The sequence below is a fragment of the Bacillus sp. Au-Bac7 genome (assembly GCF_021341655.1).
Taxonomy (GTDB): Bacteria; Bacillota; Bacilli; order Bacillales; family Cytobacillaceae; genus Niallia.
Map to the genome: position 1 here is coordinate 36641 of NZ_JAJTTG010000001.1, position 15961 is coordinate 52601.

The 15961-nt window shown below is 40.6% G+C and carries 16 protein-coding genes and 1 other annotated feature; of the genes, 15 read left to right on the top strand and 1 reads right to left on the bottom strand.

The features are described 5' to 3' along the window. Positions 1-441 (top strand): D-aminoacyl-tRNA deacylase, encoded by a 441-nt coding sequence (dtd, locus tag LXM54_RS00200; RefSeq protein ID WP_233313036.1) that lies wholly within the window; start codon positions 1-3, stop codon positions 439-441. Between the two features lie 31 nt (positions 442-472). On the opposite strand, the gene LXM54_RS00205 is transcribed toward dtd, so the two are convergent. Then, positions 473-2008 (bottom strand): N-acetylmuramoyl-L-alanine amidase, encoded by a 1536-nt coding sequence (locus LXM54_RS00205; RefSeq protein WP_233313037.1) that lies wholly within the window; start codon positions 2006-2008, stop codon positions 473-475. Positions 2009-2204: 196 nt separating this feature from the next. Between LXM54_RS00205 and LXM54_RS00210 the strand changes: the two genes are divergently transcribed. The 14 genes from LXM54_RS00210 to cymR all read left to right on the top strand — a co-directional run bounded on the left by LXM54_RS00210 (position 2205) and on the right by cymR (position 15903). Further along, entirely contained in the window at positions 2205-2381 is a 177-nt protein-coding gene (locus LXM54_RS00210; protein ID WP_233313038.1) for a hypothetical protein, read from the top strand. A 61-nt stretch (positions 2382-2442) separates the two neighbouring features. Further along, positions 2443-2692: a binding site (T-box leader), on the top strand. Positions 2693-2791: 99 nt separating this feature from the next. Further along, positions 2792-4066 carry a histidine--tRNA ligase gene (gene hisS, locus LXM54_RS00215; protein WP_233313039.1) on the top strand — a complete coding sequence of 425 codons (1275 nt, stop codon included), beginning with the start codon at positions 2792-2794 and terminating at the stop codon, positions 4064-4066. Positions 4067-4101: 35 nt separating this feature from the next. Beyond that, the gene (gene aspS / locus LXM54_RS00220; protein ID WP_233313040.1) at positions 4102-5880 is read left to right on the top strand and encodes an aspartate--tRNA ligase; all 1779 of its coding nucleotides are present in this window, start codon (positions 4102-4104) and stop codon (positions 5878-5880) included. A 176-nt stretch (positions 5881-6056) separates the two neighbouring features. Further along, positions 6057-6818, top strand: coding sequence for a tRNA threonylcarbamoyladenosine dehydratase (locus LXM54_RS00225; RefSeq protein WP_233313041.1), 762 nt, complete (start codon positions 6057-6059; stop codon positions 6816-6818). Positions 6819-6965: 147 nt separating this feature from the next. Next, a complete protein-coding gene (locus LXM54_RS00230; protein ID WP_233313042.1) occupies positions 6966-7730 on the top strand; it encodes a hypothetical protein in 765 nt (254 codons plus the stop codon). A 5-nt stretch (positions 7731-7735) separates the two neighbouring features. Next, positions 7736-8122: a GntR family transcriptional regulator gene (locus LXM54_RS00235; RefSeq protein WP_233313043.1), complete on the top strand. Its 387-nt coding sequence runs from the start codon at positions 7736-7738 to the stop codon at positions 8120-8122. Then, positions 8115-8810: an ABC transporter ATP-binding protein gene (locus LXM54_RS00240; protein ID WP_233313044.1), complete on the top strand. Its 696-nt coding sequence runs from the start codon at positions 8115-8117 to the stop codon at positions 8808-8810. Before LXM54_RS00235 ends, LXM54_RS00240 begins: the two co-directional genes overlap by 8 nt. Before the next feature lie 15 nt (positions 8811-8825). After that, positions 8826-9743 carry an ABC transporter ATP-binding protein gene (locus LXM54_RS00245; protein WP_233313045.1) on the top strand — a complete coding sequence of 306 codons (918 nt, stop codon included), beginning with the start codon at positions 8826-8828 and terminating at the stop codon, positions 9741-9743. Next, a complete protein-coding gene (locus tag LXM54_RS00250) occupies positions 9743-10696 on the top strand; it encodes an ABC transporter permease (RefSeq protein WP_233313046.1) in 954 nt (317 codons plus the stop codon). Before LXM54_RS00245 ends, LXM54_RS00250 begins: the two co-directional genes overlap by 1 nt. A 125-nt stretch (positions 10697-10821) precedes the next feature. Beyond that, positions 10822-12117 (top strand): replication-associated recombination protein A, encoded by a 1296-nt coding sequence (locus LXM54_RS00255; RefSeq protein ID WP_233313047.1) that lies wholly within the window; start codon positions 10822-10824, stop codon positions 12115-12117. A 41-nt stretch (positions 12118-12158) separates the two neighbouring features. After that, entirely contained in the window at positions 12159-13274 is a 1116-nt protein-coding gene (gene menC / locus LXM54_RS00260) for an o-succinylbenzoate synthase (protein ID WP_233313048.1), read from the top strand. Between the two features lie 106 nt (positions 13275-13380). Next, entirely contained in the window at positions 13381-14535 is a 1155-nt protein-coding gene (locus tag LXM54_RS00265; protein WP_233313049.1) for a M20 peptidase aminoacylase family protein, read from the top strand. A gap of 265 nt (positions 14536-14800) precedes the next feature. Next, complete coding sequence (locus tag LXM54_RS00270) at positions 14801-15487, top strand: YczE/YyaS/YitT family protein (protein ID WP_233313050.1); 687 nt, start codon at positions 14801-14803, stop codon at positions 15485-15487. Next, positions 15484-15903 (top strand): cysteine metabolism transcriptional regulator CymR, encoded by a 420-nt coding sequence (cymR, locus tag LXM54_RS00275; protein WP_233313051.1) that lies wholly within the window; start codon positions 15484-15486, stop codon positions 15901-15903. The genes LXM54_RS00270 and cymR overlap by 4 nt, the downstream gene beginning before the upstream one ends. Positions 15904-15961: the final 58 nt, after the last annotated feature.

The following is a 15961-nucleotide window of genomic DNA, read 5'->3' on the forward strand; positions in this document are numbered from 1 at the left end:
ATGCGTATTGTGTTGCAAAGAGTGAAAGAAGCAAAAGTGGAAGTCGACGGGAAAACCGTTGGACAAATTGATAAGGGCTATATGCTCCTCGTTGGCGTCACACATGATGACACAGCAGAGGATGCAGCCAAGCTTGTAGATAAAATTGCTCATCTGCGAATTTTTGATGATGAGGATGGGAAAATGAATCACAGCATAATGGAGGTTGAAGGCGCTATTTTGTCTGTTTCCCAGTTTACTCTGTATGGAGATACGCGAAAAGGGAGACGGCCGAACTTTATGAATGCCGCTAAACCGGATTATGCAGTAAATCTATACGATCAATTTAATCTTATGCTGAGGGAAAAGGGCTTGCATGTGGAGACAGGTGTTTTCGGTGCCATGATGGATGTCTCATTGGTGAATGATGGCCCTGTTACTCTTATACTCGAAAGCAAATAAAAGAACCGTTCCGATTGGAACGGTTCTTTTATTATTGGAAATAGCTTTCGAGCCCTTCATAAATGGCTGCGGAAACTGTCTCCTGGTATTTTTGGGACGAAACAAGCGCCTCTTCTTGCTGGTTGCTTAAATAACCAAGCTCTAAAAGCGTTGCTGGTTGTGTGTTTTCTCTAAGAACAAAATAATCGTTCTTCCTTACACCTCTGTCCTTTAATTGGGTTGCTTCAATAATGTTTTCATGCAGACTGTTGGCAAGCTCCTTTTGGGAAGAGCTGTAATAATAGCTTGTCATCCCTCGGACGCTGCTGTCCTTTATGCTGTCATAATGGATGCTGATAAAGGCGTCAGCTTTATAGAAGCTGCTCATATTGACACGGTCCTGCAACGAGATAAAAAAGTCATTCTGTCTTGTCATCACCACATTGCTGCCAGCAGCCTGCAGTTTTTCAGCAAGAAGGTTAGCTGTTCGGATTGTCAGCGTTTTTTCCAATGTGCCGACAGCTCCGATCGTTCCGCTGTCTTTACCGCCATGACCAGGATCGATGACAATTGTTTTTCCTTTTAAGTCGCCTGTTTTGTTACTGTCTTGTGAGGAAGGTGCTGTTTGCTTTTCAGCAGATTCTGACACTATCCAGCTGGCTACATAGCCGGCTTGACCGTCTGTCAGCTCAATTTTATACCAGTCGCCAATCTCTTCTGTTGCTTTAAAGGAATCCCCTTCACTTGCAATACTTAAGACTGAGGCTTGTACGGATGCTTCACTCCGAATGTTTGTCCCATCATGAAGAATAGTAACAGATGCATCAATTGGTTTTGCAGAAATGTTTTCTACCTCGCTGTCCTCAGTCAGCAAGGTTTTAGACACCCAGCCAGTATTGCCTGAAAATTGGATTTTAGCCCAATCTCCATCCTCTGCTACTATATGTATTACCGTTCCTTTTGCCAGCTTGCCAATGACTACTCCATTCAAAGAAGCTGTGTCACGAACGTTTATATCATCGTCAGCTACAATCGCAGTTTGGCCGTCTGTTTGTGAGACGTCCGTTGTGTCTGAAGTGTTTTGCGCGCCGCCGATAATATATTGGCTGTTAACCCAGCCTGTTCCGAGCGCTGTTTGGATTTCAGCCCAGTCTCCTTCATTTGAAAGAATGGTGACAGGAGTATCTTTGCTGAGTGTTGTGATAACCTGATACTCGGTTCCAGGTCCTTTGCGCAGTCTTAATCCATTTTCAGAAATGGTTCCTTCTGAAGCTGTGACGCTGTCTGTTTGCGTATTGGGAGCATCATTACTCGAACCTTCAGACTTTGTTACTAAGTAGGCTGCCACCCAGCCGGCTTGACCATTTCCTAAATCGATTTCCAGCCAGTCCCCATTGTCAGTCAGCACTTTATAGCTTGTGCCTATTTCCATTTTCCCAATAATTGAATCATCAAGGCTAGGACCTTCTCTTATATTAAGGACTGTCGTCGATTGCACAGATAGACTGCTTTCCGCTTTAGCTTGGATTGCAGGAATCAGCATTAGCATCATAATGGGAATTATCCATATATGCTGTTTCTTTATCATTTGATAGCTTCTCCTCCCTTCCTTGAAAGAGCATAGTTAGTTGCATTTTAATACATTTCTCTTTCAAGATACAATCTCCTTTGATAACTTTTCTCTTTTTCTTTTCAATTTTAGACAATAAATATAACATATGATGAAAAATTTTTTAACTCATGGGGATAATAATAGAAATTAACAAGAAAAAAGGGTGAAAACAATGAGATTTGGTGAAAAAAGCATAAAAACCCATGATGTAAGCTCGAAATTACTCGGTGTGGACTTTCATGATTTTATCGAAAAGGAAGCTAACTCGACAGCTGTTGAGCTTGCTTCAGAGTTTGGGTTATCTGTAGGCGAAGCAAGAAAACTGAAAAAGCAGGTTGGGAGATATTAAAGGGCTATTGACAATCAATTCATCTCTTATTATTATTAATAAAATAATAAGGGATAAATTAAAAAAGCCAATGAGGGAGAAAAGTAGTTAGGATACACATGAAAAGAGAGGAAATGCCAAAGGCTGGAAGCATTTCTGCATGATGACTTAATGAACGAACACTCCGTAGGTTTTCTTCTGAACATGTTTTTTAACATTACTAGGTATGAAACGTTAGCAGGCGTTAACTGCAAAGTGGAAGATGCATTTCTTTAAAGATGCATTTCTTCAATTAGGGTGGCACCACGGGATTCCAAAATCTCGTCCCTTGTATATTTCTTGATATACAAGGGGCGGGATTTTTTTGTTTGCTTTTTTAAAATTGCCCATCCCTAATTCCGATACATAAGCCAATACAGGAGGATAATAATATGCAAATAAATATTCCAAGAGGAACGCAAGATATTCTGCCAGGCACAGTGGAAAAATGGCAATATATTGAAACACGTATTAAAGAGCTTTGCGACAGATTCCAATATAACGAAATAAGAACACCTATCTTTGAGCATACAGAGCTGTTTTTGCGCAGTGTTGGAGATACAACAGATATTGTCACAAAGGAAATGTACACATTTGAAGACAGAGGAGAAAGAAGCCTGACACTCAGACCAGAGGGTACTGCTTCTGTCGTTCGTTCTTTTGTAGAAAATAAAATGTTCGGGTTGCCATCACAGCCAGTTAAGCTTTTCTATTTAGGACAAATGTTCCGTTATGAGCGTCCACAAGCAGGCCGTTTTCGCCAATTCGTCCAGTTTGGTGTAGAGGCAATCGGCAGCAAGGATCCTGCGATTGATGCGGAAGTAATGGCACTTGCCTATAGTGTATATGAATCACTTGGGCTTTCAAAGCTGAAGCTCGTTGTAAACAGTCTTGGTGATAAAGAAAGCAGACTTGCACACAGAGATGCACTAATCGGCCACTTTAAGCCAAGCATCGGCGAATTCTGCAGTGATTGCCAAAGCCGTCTCGAAAAAAATCCAATGAGAATTTTGGATTGTAAGAAAGATCATGATCACCCGTTAATGAAGTCGGCACCGTCAATCCTAGACTACTTGAATGAAGAGTCTAAACAATACTTTGAGAAAGTGAAAGCATATTTAACTGCCTTAAATATTCCTTTCGTAGTCGATTCAAATCTAGTAAGAGGCTTGGATTACTATAATCACACTGCATTTGAAATCATGAGTGAGGCAGAAGGATTTGGAGCCATTACGACACTTTGCGGAGGCGGTCGTTATAATGGGCTTACAGAAGAGCTTGGCGGACCGGAAGCACCTGGTATCGGGTTTGCGATGAGCTTGGAAAGATTGCTTGCAGCCTTAACAGCAGAAGGAATCGAATTGCCTGTTGAGAAGAAAATCGATTGTTATCTTGTTGCATTGGGAGAAGAAGCAAAGGATTATACGGTCGGACTTTTAAATGATTTGCGCAGAGCAGGCTTATCTGCTGAAAGAGATTATATGGACAGAAAAGTAAAAGCTCAATTTAAAGCTGCCGATCGCCTTCAAGCTAAATTTGTCGCTATTTTAGGCGAGGATGAGCTGAAGGAAAACAAGATTAATGTGAAGAGTCAGGAAACTGGTGAACAAAAACAAGTGAAGCTGGAAAAATTAGCGGCAGCGCTGCAAGATTTTCAAAGCTATTAAAAATAAATAGTAGGGAACTAAAAGGAGGATGAAATATGTTTGGAAGAACGTATTTTTGTGGTGAAGTAACAGAAAAGGCTATTGGCGAAAAAGTCAGCTTAAAGGGCTGGGTTCAAAAACGCCGTGATTTGGGAGGACTTATTTTCATTGATTTGCGTGACCGTACTGGCATTGTTCAAGTCGTGTTTAATCCAGAAATAAATAAAGAAGCAATTGAAATTGCAGAAAAAGTAAGAAATGAATTTGTTCTAGATATTAAAGGAACGGTTGTGGCAAGGCAGGAAGGAACAATCAATGAAAACCTGCAAACAGGTAAAATTGAGATTGTTGTAGACGAAATTATCATTCTGAACGAAGCAAAAACACCGCCGTTTGCTATCTCTGATAAAACAGACGTAGCAGAAGATGTTCGCTTAAAATATCGCTATTTAGATTTCAGAAGACCAGTTATGTTTGAAACATTAAAAATGCGTCATCAAGTAACAAAGATTATGAGAGATTATTTAGACAGCGAAGGCTTCTTGGATATCGAAACACCAATCCTTACAAAAAGCACGCCTGAAGGAGCAAGGGATTATCTTGTGCCAAGCCGTGTTCATCCAAATGAATTTTATGCATTGCCGCAGTCTCCGCAGCTTTTCAAACAGCTGCTGATGGTAGGCGGAATTGAGCGCTATTACCAAATTGCCCGCTGCTTCCGTGATGAAGACTTGCGTGCAGACCGTCAGCCTGAATTTACACAGCTTGATATTGAAACAAGCTTCTTAAGTCAGGAAGACATCATGAAAATGATGGAAAACATGATGGTGACAATTATGCGTGAAGTGAAAGGAATCGATGTTCCTTCACCATTCCCAAGAATGCCTTATGATGAAGCAATGGCACGCTACGGATCGGATAAGCCAGACACAAGATTTGAAATGGAGCTTACAGATCTGTCTGAAATTGTTAAAGACTCCAGCTTTAAAGTGTTTGCAGCTGCTGTTGAATCAGGCGGCCAAGTAAAAGCAATTAATGTGAAGCAAGCAAATGATAAATATTCTCGTAAAGATATTGATGCTTTGACAGAATTCGTGAAAGTTTATGGCGCGAAAGGCTTAGCATGGTTGAAGGCAGAAGAGGATGGATTAAAAGGTCCGATAGCAAAATTCATCTCAGAGGAAGAGCAAAAAGCGTTTGAAGCAGCACTTGCTATTGAACCAGGTGATCTGCTGCTGTTTGTTGCAGATAAAGCAAGCGTTGTTGCAGACTCATTAGGTGCACTTCGCCTTAAATTAGCAAAAGAGTTGAACTTAATAGACCCAGAGAAATTCAACTTCCTATGGGTGACAGACTGGCCGTTGTTTGAATTTGATGAAGAAGAGAACCGTTTCTATGCAGCTCACCATCCGTTCACAATGCCAAAACGAGAAGATATTGAACTGCTTGATTCCAATCCTAAGGCAGTTAAAGCACAAGCGTATGATATTGTATTGAATGGTTATGAGCTTGGCGGAGGATCACTTCGTATTTTCGAAAAAGATATTCAGGAAAAAATGTTCGGACGGCTTGGTTTCTCTAAAGAAGAAGCTTATGAGCAATTTGGTTTCCTGCTGGAAGCATTCGAATATGGAACACCTCCGCATGGCGGAATTGCAATCGGCTTAGACAGACTGATTATGCTTCTGTCTGGCAGAACAAACCTGCGTGATACAATCGCATTCCCGAAAACAGCAAGTGCAAGCTGTCTGTTGACAGATGCACCAGGCGAGGTTTCTCAAAGCCAGCTTGATGATTTGCATCTAGCACTTAAATCACCGAAAAAAAATGACTGATAAAAGAGGGCTGTCTAAAAGTGACAGCCTTTTTTTCCTGTCAACAGTCCTGAGGACAAGGGCTAGAACCTGTCAATAATTTATGTTATAGTACAAAAGGGTTTAAGAGTATAATACTAGAAAACATATGTATAATTCCTATTAACGTAAATCTAATAATGGAGTTGAAGAAATAGATGTTGCACCAGTTTTCAAGAAATGAATTAGCGATCGGTACAGATGGATTAGAAAAGTTAAAAAACAGCACGGTGGCAGTGCTAGGAATTGGCGGGGTCGGCTCCTTTTCTGCTGAAGCTCTGGCTCGTTCAGGAGTCGGAAAATTAATATTGATTGACAAGGATGATGTTGATATTACCAACGTCAATCGCCAAGTGATTGCATTATTGTCAACTGTCGGTCGTCCGAAAGTTGATATCATGAAAGAGCGCATTGCAGATATCAATCCAGATTGTGAAGTAATCGCACTGAAAATGTTTTATACAGAAGAAACTTATGAGGAAATCTTTGCATACGGCTTGGACTATGTTGTGGATGCATCTGATACTATTTCCTATAAAATTCACTTAATGAAGGAATGTTTACAAAGAAATATTCCTATTATTTCAAGTATGGGTGCAGCGAATAAGATGGATCCGACTCGTTTCCAAATTGCTGATATCAGCAAAACACATACAGATCCAATTGCTAAAGTTATTCGTCTTCGTCTGCGAAAAGAGGGAATCCGTAAAGGAATTAAAGTAGTCTTTTCAGATGAAAGCCCGATCGTAATCAGAGAAGATGTCCGCAAAGTGGTTGGGAAAGAAGATGCGCCGATTCGCAAGGCAAAAATGCCGCCTTCTTCCAATGCCTTTGTTCCATCTGTTGCCGGTTTAATTATGGCAAGCCATGTGGTAAAGGAATTACTGGGGGACATTAAAATTAAGCGTGTAAATGACTAATATAAACGAAAGATCCTAGGCTATCGGCCTAGGATCTTTTTTTAGAGTAAAAATACTGGTTTAAATTTACAAATAACCTATTGCAGGCATTGGTGTATTAGTGTACTATCTACTTAGTACACTAATATAAAGTTTTGGAGGAAGAATATGAAAGCATTTAAAGGCTTGTTGAGGAAGGACTTAAAAATAACCATCGGCTATTTTTATACGATATTAATTTTTATGGCAATCGCCTATGCGGCTGGCTGGTTCCTTTCTGGTTATTACAGCACTAGCATGCTGGCAGGAACCATTTCGATTGCTTTAATTATTGCCCATGTTATTTATTTACCAGGGTCTTTGCTGACATCACTTAATTTGGAAGGCAAAACGCAATTGTGGCTCCATAATCCAGCAAGCAGTGTGCAATTATTGCTGTCAAAGCTTACGGCCTGTTCGATATTATCGTTATGCTCCGCTGTCCTTATAACCATTATTACCATTTTAAGTCTTTTGCCGATAGCAGAATTTCAAGAAATGTTTACTGCATTTGATATTGTATTTATGGCTGCGGCAATATGGTTAATCTCTTTTTACTTGAGCATCTGGGTCATCTTTTATTGGACTGTCTACCACAGTTTAGGAGCCATCCTATGGTTGAAGAAATTTCGCTGGATTATCCTCATTGCCTTTTTCTATGGATGGGAACTGTTAAAAGAACAGTTTGGGAAAATCAGCTTTATTAAAGATTTAAAAGAAATAGGGATGTTTAATTTAGGTAGAGCTTTTCAGATGGAAACAGGTATGAATTCCTTTCAAGCTACCTTTGAAGCAACAGACATTTCCGTGTTTGTCCTAGCAGGCTATTGTCTGACAGCTCTTGTTATTTTTTGGGTTTCGTCTTGGCTGTTAGATAAGAAAGTAGAGGTGTAAGCTGCATGGCAGATGACTACAAGCAATCACGGCCGATTTATATGCAAATTGTTGATCGGATTATGCGGCAGATTGCAAGACAGGAATTAAAGGTTGGCCAAAAGCTGCCTTCTGTACGGGAAATGGCCATTGATTCAGGAGTGAACCCAAACACAATTCAAAGAACCTATAGTGAATTGGAGAGGATGAATATCGTGGAAACGAGAAGAGGGCAAGGGACATTCATTACCGAAAAGAAGGAAGTGCTAGAGGAAGTGAAGAAAAAATTGCAGCTTGAACTTGTTGGCAGGTTTGTCGAGAGTATGAAGGAACTCGGAATATCAGAAGAGGAAATGATTGCAGAACTAAAAGCTGCATTTAAGCAGGGGGAGGAGGCTGAAAAGATTGATTAAATTAGAGAAAGTTACAAAAAAGTATGGCAAAGAAACAGCTTTAGAAGATGTTGATTTCTCTTTTCTGCCAGGGAAAATCTACGGCTTAGTCGGTGCTAATGGCAGCGGAAAATCAACAACCTTAAAACTTATTGCAGGACTCGTTCAGCCTTCCTCTGGAACTGTCACTGTAAATGGCAAACAGGTTAATCGAAAAATAGCAGCAGATGTATCGTATTTGACGGAATTAGATATGTTCTACGATGGTTTTACTGTTGCTGACATGATCAGCTTTTCTGCCTCGCAGTTTCAGGATTTAAACCTTGAGACGGCAACGGAGCTACTTCATTTCATGGAGCTTGATAAGGCCAAGAAAATTAAAGAGTTGTCAAAGGGCAACAGAGGAAGATTGAAGCTGGTTCTCTCTTTAAGCAGGCAGGTTCCAGTTCTGTTGCTGGATGAGCCGTTTTCCGGACTAGACCCGATGGTAAGAGATTCGATCGTTAAGGGGTTGCTCCATTATATTGATTTTGAAAAGCAGACAGTTATTATTGCTACACATGAGATTGCTGAAATAGAGCCAATTTTGGATGATGTTGTTGTTATCAATAAGGGACATTTAGCGGCGCATTTTCATGTTGACCAGCTGAAAGAAGAGCAAGGGTTGTCTATTGTGGAGTGGATGAAGAACAATATCAAACATTCATAAAAAAGGGGAGATAAAATGGGAAGCATTGTTGAACTGAAAAATGTTTCAAAGGTGATTAAAGGCAGGAAAATCATTGATAATTTAAGCTTTAATGTAGAAGCAGGTGAAGTGTTTGGATTTCTTGGCCCAAATGGTGCCGGAAAAACAACGACCATTCGAATGATTGTTGGCCTAATAAACATTTCAGCCGGTGATATTTTAATAAGCGGAAAAAGCATTACCAAGGAATTTGAAAAGGCTGTGCAGCATGTCGGTGCAATCGTAGAAAACCCAGAAATGTATAAATTCCTGTCAGGTTACGATAATCTAGTCCATTATGCTCGGATGACAAGAGGAGTAAGCAAGGAGAAGATTAATGAGGTGGTTGAGCTTGTCGGCCTGACAGATAGAATACGTGACAAGGTTAAAACCTATTCTCTTGGGATGAGACAGAGACTTGGACTTGCTCAAAGCTTATTGCATGATCCAAAAGTTCTAATATTGGATGAGCCGACAAACGGCTTAGATCCAGCAGGAATAAGAGAAATTCGCGACCATTTAAGAATGCTCGCCAGAGACAGAGGGATGGCCGTAATAGTTTCCAGCCATCTGTTGTCGGAAATGGAAATGATGTGTGACCGGATTGGTATTATCCAGCAAGGCAAACTGGTGGATGTCCAATTGGTGAAGGACTTTGTCAACAACACAGAAAAGCTCTATGAAGTGGAAATAGACCGTAGCGACGAAGCTTTAAGTGTTGTACGTGAGTATATGCCTGGCATAGAGGTGTCCAAAAGTGCTGCAGGCATAGAAATCCCAGTAACGAAAGAGCAGATTCCAGCATTGGTAAAACTTCTTTCGGGTCAGGATTTCTCCATTTATGGAATTAAAGAAGTTTCTAAGACACTCGAAGACAGATTCTTAGAAGTAACAAATGAGAAGGGGGAATTGTAATGCTGCAGCTGTTGCAAAATGAATGGATGAAGATATGGAAGCGTGCAGCCACACACGTAATGGTTGTCCTTTTGCTTCTAAGTGTAATCGCTATTGGAGCCATTACGAAATATCAGGAAAATGGATTATCTGTTCCTGACAATGAAAATTGGCGCCAAGGTTTAGAGATGGAAAACAAGGAATATCAAAAACAGCTCGATGAAGGAACAGTCTCCCCTGATTTAATTGAATATACAAGGTCACAGATTGCCATTAATGAATATCGATTAGAGCATGATATTACTACAAATGTGGATTACTCTGTGTGGGATTTTATATCAGATAGTTCAGAACTCATCTCCTTTGCCGGCTTGTTTACCATTATCATTGCAGCTGGCATAGTTGCAAACGAGTTTGCATGGGGTACGGTAAAGCTGTTGCTAATACGCCCGATTGGAAGAGCCAAAATACTGCTTTCTAAGTATTTGTCCGTAATATTGTTTGGGGTATGTTTAATTTTGGTTCTATTTGGTTTTGCTTTATTGCTGGGCGCCATATTGTTCGGATTCCCAGAGAGCAGCACTCCCTATTTAAATTATCATGACGGAAAAGTGACAGAACAAAGTATGATTCTCCATCTGTTAATAACATATGGACTGAATTCAATCGATCTGCTGATGATTACGACAATGGCGTTTATGATTTCGAGTGTATTCCGCAACAGTTCACTTGCTGTTGGAATCTCGATATTCTTAATGTTTATGGGCGGCACAGTGACCTACATGCTGTCGACAAAGTTTGAATGGGCAAAATATATTTTATTTGCTAATACAGATTTGACTCAGTATTTTGAAGGTACTCCATTAATGGAAGGCATGACATTACCATTTTCAATTGTAATGCTGTGTGTTTATTTCCTGATTTTTCACTTGCTTGCCTTTTTCGTATTCAAGAAAAGAGATGTTGCGGCATAAGTTAGTTTTTTGCGGATGGAATATAACCATCCGCTTTTTGGTGTTTCATCTAAACTTTTTCGTTTATGGGGTAAGTTGCGATATAATAGTTTTTAAAGAAGTGCGAGTAAAGAGGTGTACATATAGTGAATGGAGAACCACTAGCCTATCGAATGCGGCCGACTACCATTGATGAAGTAGTCGGGCAAAAGGATATAATCGGCAAACAAACAGGCTTATATAAAATGATTAAAAATGGTCATGTTCCGTCCATGCTTTTATATGGGGAGCCAGGCATAGGAAAGACATCCATTGCCTTTGCGATTGCCGGTACGACGAATTTGCCGTTTATTGCCTTAAATGCGACAACAGCAGGCAAAAAGGATGTGGAGGCAGTCGTGGATGAAGCGAGATTAACAGGGAAAGTGCTGCTGTTTCTCGACGAAATTCACCGCTTCAACAAAGCACAGCAAGACTATTTGCTTCCCCATGTGGAAAGAGGGGATATCGTTTTAATCGGTGCAACTACTGAAAACCCGTATCATGATGTGAATCCTGCCATCAGAAGCCGCTGCGGGCAGATTAAGCAGCTTAAAAGATTGACAGATGTTGATATTGAGGAGCTACTTACTAGGGCTATTAAAGAAGAACGGGGTCTAGGCACCCTGTCGATAAAGATAAGCGATGAACAAATAAAAAAAATTGCCCAAGGAACGAATGGAGATGCTCGGAAATCCTTAACCCTTTTAGAGTCTATTGTCTATTCCTCTGATAAAGAAGAAGATACATTTGTTGTAACAGATGAAACAGTCGCACAAATGATTGAAAGAGTCGGAGTTTATGGAGATAAGAAGGGGTCTCATTTCTATAACCTTCTTTCCAGCCTGCAAAAGAGCATTCGCGGAAGCGATGTTGACGCAGCTCTTTATTATCTTGCTCATTTGCTCGAAACAGGTGATCTTGTTGCTGTTAACAGAAGACTGCTTGTAATTGCCTATGAAGATGTCGGTCTTGCGAAAACATCTGTAGGCAATAATGTACTTGCAGCCGTTACAGCAAGTGAGCGGCTTGGATTGCCTGAAGCAAGAATTCCTTTATCTGTTGCTGTTGTAGAAATGTGTTTATCTTCTAAATCAAATGCAGCCTATAAGGCCCTCGATGCAGCAATCGCTGATGTTAGGAGTGGCCATGTTGGGGATATTCCGATGCATCTCCGCGACGGCCATTATGCTGGAAGCAAAGCGCTCGGCCATGTTGGCTATGTGTATCCTCATGATTATCCAATCGGCACATTCGGCGGCTGGGTCAATCAAGAATATTTGCCAGAAAAGCTTAAAGGAACGCAATACTATCAGCCAACTGAGGCGGGAGAAGAGAAAAAGCTTAAGGCTATTTACGAACGGCTGGCAGGATTCCGGACAGAAAACGAGAAAAAACAATAAAGCTTTACCGAATTTAACGATTAAGGGACGTGTAGTTAGTTTTGAAGATTGAAAGAATCGAGCTTCTTCATCTAAAGATGCCGTTGCTGCATCCATTTGTAACAAGTATCGGGAGTTTAATGGAAAAGGACTTCCTGATTATTAAAATGTTCAGCGGCGGGCATGTAGGCTACGGAGAGTCCGTTGCTATGCCCAATCCAGGCTACAGTGAAGAAACTACAGGCACTTCTGTGCATATAATAGAAGAATTTTTAATTCCTCTTTTGTTTAATAGCACCATTAACCATCCAGACGACGTTTCTAATATATTCGCACCAATCAGAAGAAATAATATGGCAAAAGCAGCATTAGAAGGAGCTGTTTGGGATCTTTACAGCAAAAAAAATGGAGTGTCCCTTGCCCATGCACTTGGCGGGACGAGAAAAAGCATTGATGTTGGCGTAAGCATTGGAATAGAGAAGTCGCTAGACGAGCTACTCTTGAAAATCGAAAGATATTTGGCAGATGGCTATAAAAAAATAAAAGTTAAAATAAAGCCAGGCTATGATTTGGAGCCATTGGCGAAAATCAGGGAGAAGTTCGGATTTGGGATTCCTCTTATGGCCGATGCGAATTCAGCATATTCCCTGCAAGATTTGACACATTTAAAAAAATTAGATGCATTCAAGCTGATGATGATTGAACAGCCTTTAGCCTTTGACGACATGATTGACCATGCTGTTCTGCAAAAGGAGCTAAGCACTCCGATTTGTCTGGATGAAAGTATCCATTCAGCTGAGGATGCCCGCAAGGCAATCGAGCTTGGCAGCTGCAGAATTATCAATTTGAAAATTGGCCGCGTCGGCGGTTTGACAGAAGCAAAGAAAATTCATGATTTATGTGATAATTATAATGTTCCTGTCTGGTGCGGAGGAATGCTTGAAGCTGGTGTTGGCAGGGCTCATAATATTGCTATAACCTCGCTTGCGAACTTTACAATTGCCGGTGACACTTCTGCTTCTGATCGCTATTGGAAGGAAGACATTATCCAGCCTGAGGTGATTATGTCTGCTCCAGGAAAAATAGCAGTCCCGACAAAGCCAGGCATCGGTTATGAGCTGAACGAGCAAGTGATTGAAAAATACTTATTAGGAAAAAAGACATTCACAATTAATTAATCAACATACAGCACAATCTCTTGCAATGCTAAGATTGTGCTCCTATGATTTGAAAACACAGAACATTCGGTATATTGGTTGGTAAACAGGGAGCGGAGGACGAACAGTGAAGGATAGAGTAATAGATTGGGTGAACAAAAAAGAAGTAGAAATAAAAGCGATGTATCATTATTTGCATGAACATGCAGAGATTAGCTGGGAGGAACATCATACAACAGCTTTTATATGCAAACAGCTTGATTTGCTAGATATACCTTATAAAACTTTTTCGGACCAAACAGGAGCAGTCGGCTATTGGGGCAATAACAGGACCGGACCAACTATCGGTGTGCGCACAGATATAGATGCATTATGGCAAAATGTCGACGGTGTATGGAAGGCAAATCATTCATGCGGCCATGATGCCCATATGACAATTGTACTCTTTACACTCAAATGCCTAAAAGAGCTTGGGGTACAACCGAGAGGAATGATTAAAAGTTTTTTTCAGCCTGCAGAAGAAACAGGCGGCGGTGCCCTTTCTTTTATCAATAAAAATTTATTAGATGATGTGGACTATTTACTTGGGCTTCATTTGCGGCCGATTCAGGAAATGAGGCATAATGAAGCATCTCCAGCTATCTATCACGGAGCAGCAGCGTCATTTAAAGGGCGGGTTTTTGGCTTGCAGGCACATGCCGCCCGTCATCATTTAGGAATAAATGTTATAGACAGTATTACGGCTATTAATACGGCAATCCGCGCTATACCGCTTAATCCTATCATACCTGCATCAGCAAAGATGACCTTCATTCAAGGCGGAGGGAAAAGCTTTAATATCATTCCTGATTATGCAGAATTCGGCATTGATGCGCGAGCACAAACGAATGAAGCAATGAATGACCTTATCGATAAACTAAAGAGGAGCATCTATCACGCTGGAGAAGCAAATGGAGCTAAAGTAGAGTTAGAGCTCTTGTCTGAGATGCCTGCAGCACAGAAGGATAATGCGATGGAAGAAGCAGTAGCAGGCAGCATTAAAGAAGTGCTTGGTAAAAAAGGACTTGTTCCGCCACCAGTCACACCAGGAGGCGAGGACTTCCATTTTTATGCAAAAAAATTAAAAAACCTACATTCGACAATGATCGGCTTAGGTACAGACCTAAAACCTGGCCTGCACCATCCAAAAATGTCATTTGAACTGGATAGTTTGCTAAATGGCATTAAAATTATGGCATTGTCTGTCATGAGACTGAATGAGTTTACTGCAGATGAAAATTAATGCAATGGCAGCTTTTTAAAAAAGCTGCCTGTTTGTCATGGAAATAACAAAAATACAGCCTTTAATACGAAATTTTACGTAAGCAACCACTTAAAAACCAAAAAAAAGACCAGAAATATGATATCCTATTGAATAGATAGGATATATCATATTCATAATGAAAGTATTAGTGTTGAAGCAAGCGGCGTGAAGAGGGAATATGTTATAATGCATATTGTTCAATTTGCTGCGGATATTTGTAAACATGTAAAGGTGGATATAAAGAATGGAAGCCACATTGAAGATGAGACAGCTTACATGGCGAACGGTAATATTCATTGTCGGCCTGCTTATCATGTCATTTGGAATTGTTCTTTTGATAGAAGCAGACTTAGGTTCTGCTCCGTGGGATGTACTGAATATCGGCTTGTACTACCAACTTGGTTTGACAATTGGGAGCTGGACGATCATTGTCGGCTTTTTTGTCCTTTTTGTAAGTGCAATCCTTTCCAAGTCAATCCCGCAGATCGGTGCATTTCTCAATATGCTGTTAGTAGGTATTTTTATTGATTTATTTTTAATGATGCCATTTATTAAGACACCTCCCACATTACTTGGCAGGGAAGTAATGTTTTTATTTGGTCTTGTTATCATGGCTTATGGAATGGGCTTTTATATCTCTGCGAACCTGGGAGCGGGGCCAAGAGACAGTTTGATGCTTGTATTATCACAAAAGCTTGGCTTAAGTATTTCTAAAACCAGGTTTATCATGGAGGCGGCTGTTCTGTTTTCAGGCTGGCTTATGGGCGGACCTGTATTTTGGGGAACGGTCGCATATGCGGTTATCATCGGTAAAATCGCTGGTTTCAGTATTCCGCAATGCCAGAAATGGACGGAATTGCTGCTGGCAAATGTGAAAAAATCACATCATCGACATAAAAAAATAGCTAATAATAGGAGTGCTGGTTTATGAAAATCTCAACAAAAGGCCGCTACGGCTTAACAATTATGATGGAATTAGCAAAAAAACATGGAGACGGTCCGATTTCCCTTAAGTCAATTGCACAGACAAATGACTTGTCAGAGCATTATTTAGAGCAGCTTGTAGCACCGCTCCGCAACGCAGGATTTGTCCGAAGCATCAGAGGAGCATACGGCGGCTATGTTCTTGGTGACGACCCGAAAAACATCACTGCAGGTGATATCATCCGCACTTTAGAAGGACCAATCAGTCCTGTTGAGGGGATTGAAAACGAGGAGCCTGCTAAAAAAGCTCTATGGATGAAAATCCGTGATGCAGTTAAAGAAGTGCTTGATTCCACAACAATTGAGGACTTGGCGAACCATAAAGAGGAAAATGATACAGATTCATACATGTTCTATATTTAATCGTTGAAACAAATAATTGGAAAGAATGTGCCTATCCTATTACTATAAGATAGTTGCT

What these genes read in the sequence shown, in the direction of transcription:
- dtd (WP_233313036.1), top strand. Translation starts at nt 1, where the DNA reads ATGCGTATTGTGTTGCAAAGAGTGAAAGAAGCAAAAGTGGAAGTCGAC.
- LXM54_RS00205 (WP_233313037.1), bottom strand. Translation starts at nt 2,008, where the DNA reads ATGATAAAGAAACAGCATATATGGATAATTCCCATTATGATGCTAATG.
- LXM54_RS00210 (WP_233313038.1), top strand. Translation starts at nt 2,205, where the DNA reads ATGAGATTTGGTGAAAAAAGCATAAAAACCCATGATGTAAGCTCGAAA.
- hisS (WP_233313039.1), top strand. Translation starts at nt 2,792, where the DNA reads ATGCAAATAAATATTCCAAGAGGAACGCAAGATATTCTGCCAGGCACA.
- aspS (WP_233313040.1), top strand. Translation starts at nt 4,102, where the DNA reads ATGTTTGGAAGAACGTATTTTTGTGGTGAAGTAACAGAAAAGGCTATT.
- LXM54_RS00225 (WP_233313041.1), top strand. Translation starts at nt 6,057, where the DNA reads ATGTTGCACCAGTTTTCAAGAAATGAATTAGCGATCGGTACAGATGGA.
- LXM54_RS00230 (WP_233313042.1), top strand. Translation starts at nt 6,966, where the DNA reads ATGAAAGCATTTAAAGGCTTGTTGAGGAAGGACTTAAAAATAACCATC.
- LXM54_RS00235 (WP_233313043.1), top strand. Translation starts at nt 7,736, where the DNA reads ATGGCAGATGACTACAAGCAATCACGGCCGATTTATATGCAAATTGTT.
- LXM54_RS00245 (WP_233313045.1), top strand. Translation starts at nt 8,826, where the DNA reads ATGGGAAGCATTGTTGAACTGAAAAATGTTTCAAAGGTGATTAAAGGC.
- LXM54_RS00250 (WP_233313046.1), top strand. Translation starts at nt 9,743, where the DNA reads ATGCTGCAGCTGTTGCAAAATGAATGGATGAAGATATGGAAGCGTGCA.
- LXM54_RS00270 (WP_233313050.1), top strand. Translation starts at nt 14,801, where the DNA reads ATGGAAGCCACATTGAAGATGAGACAGCTTACATGGCGAACGGTAATA.
- cymR (WP_233313051.1), top strand. Translation starts at nt 15,484, where the DNA reads ATGAAAATCTCAACAAAAGGCCGCTACGGCTTAACAATTATGATGGAA.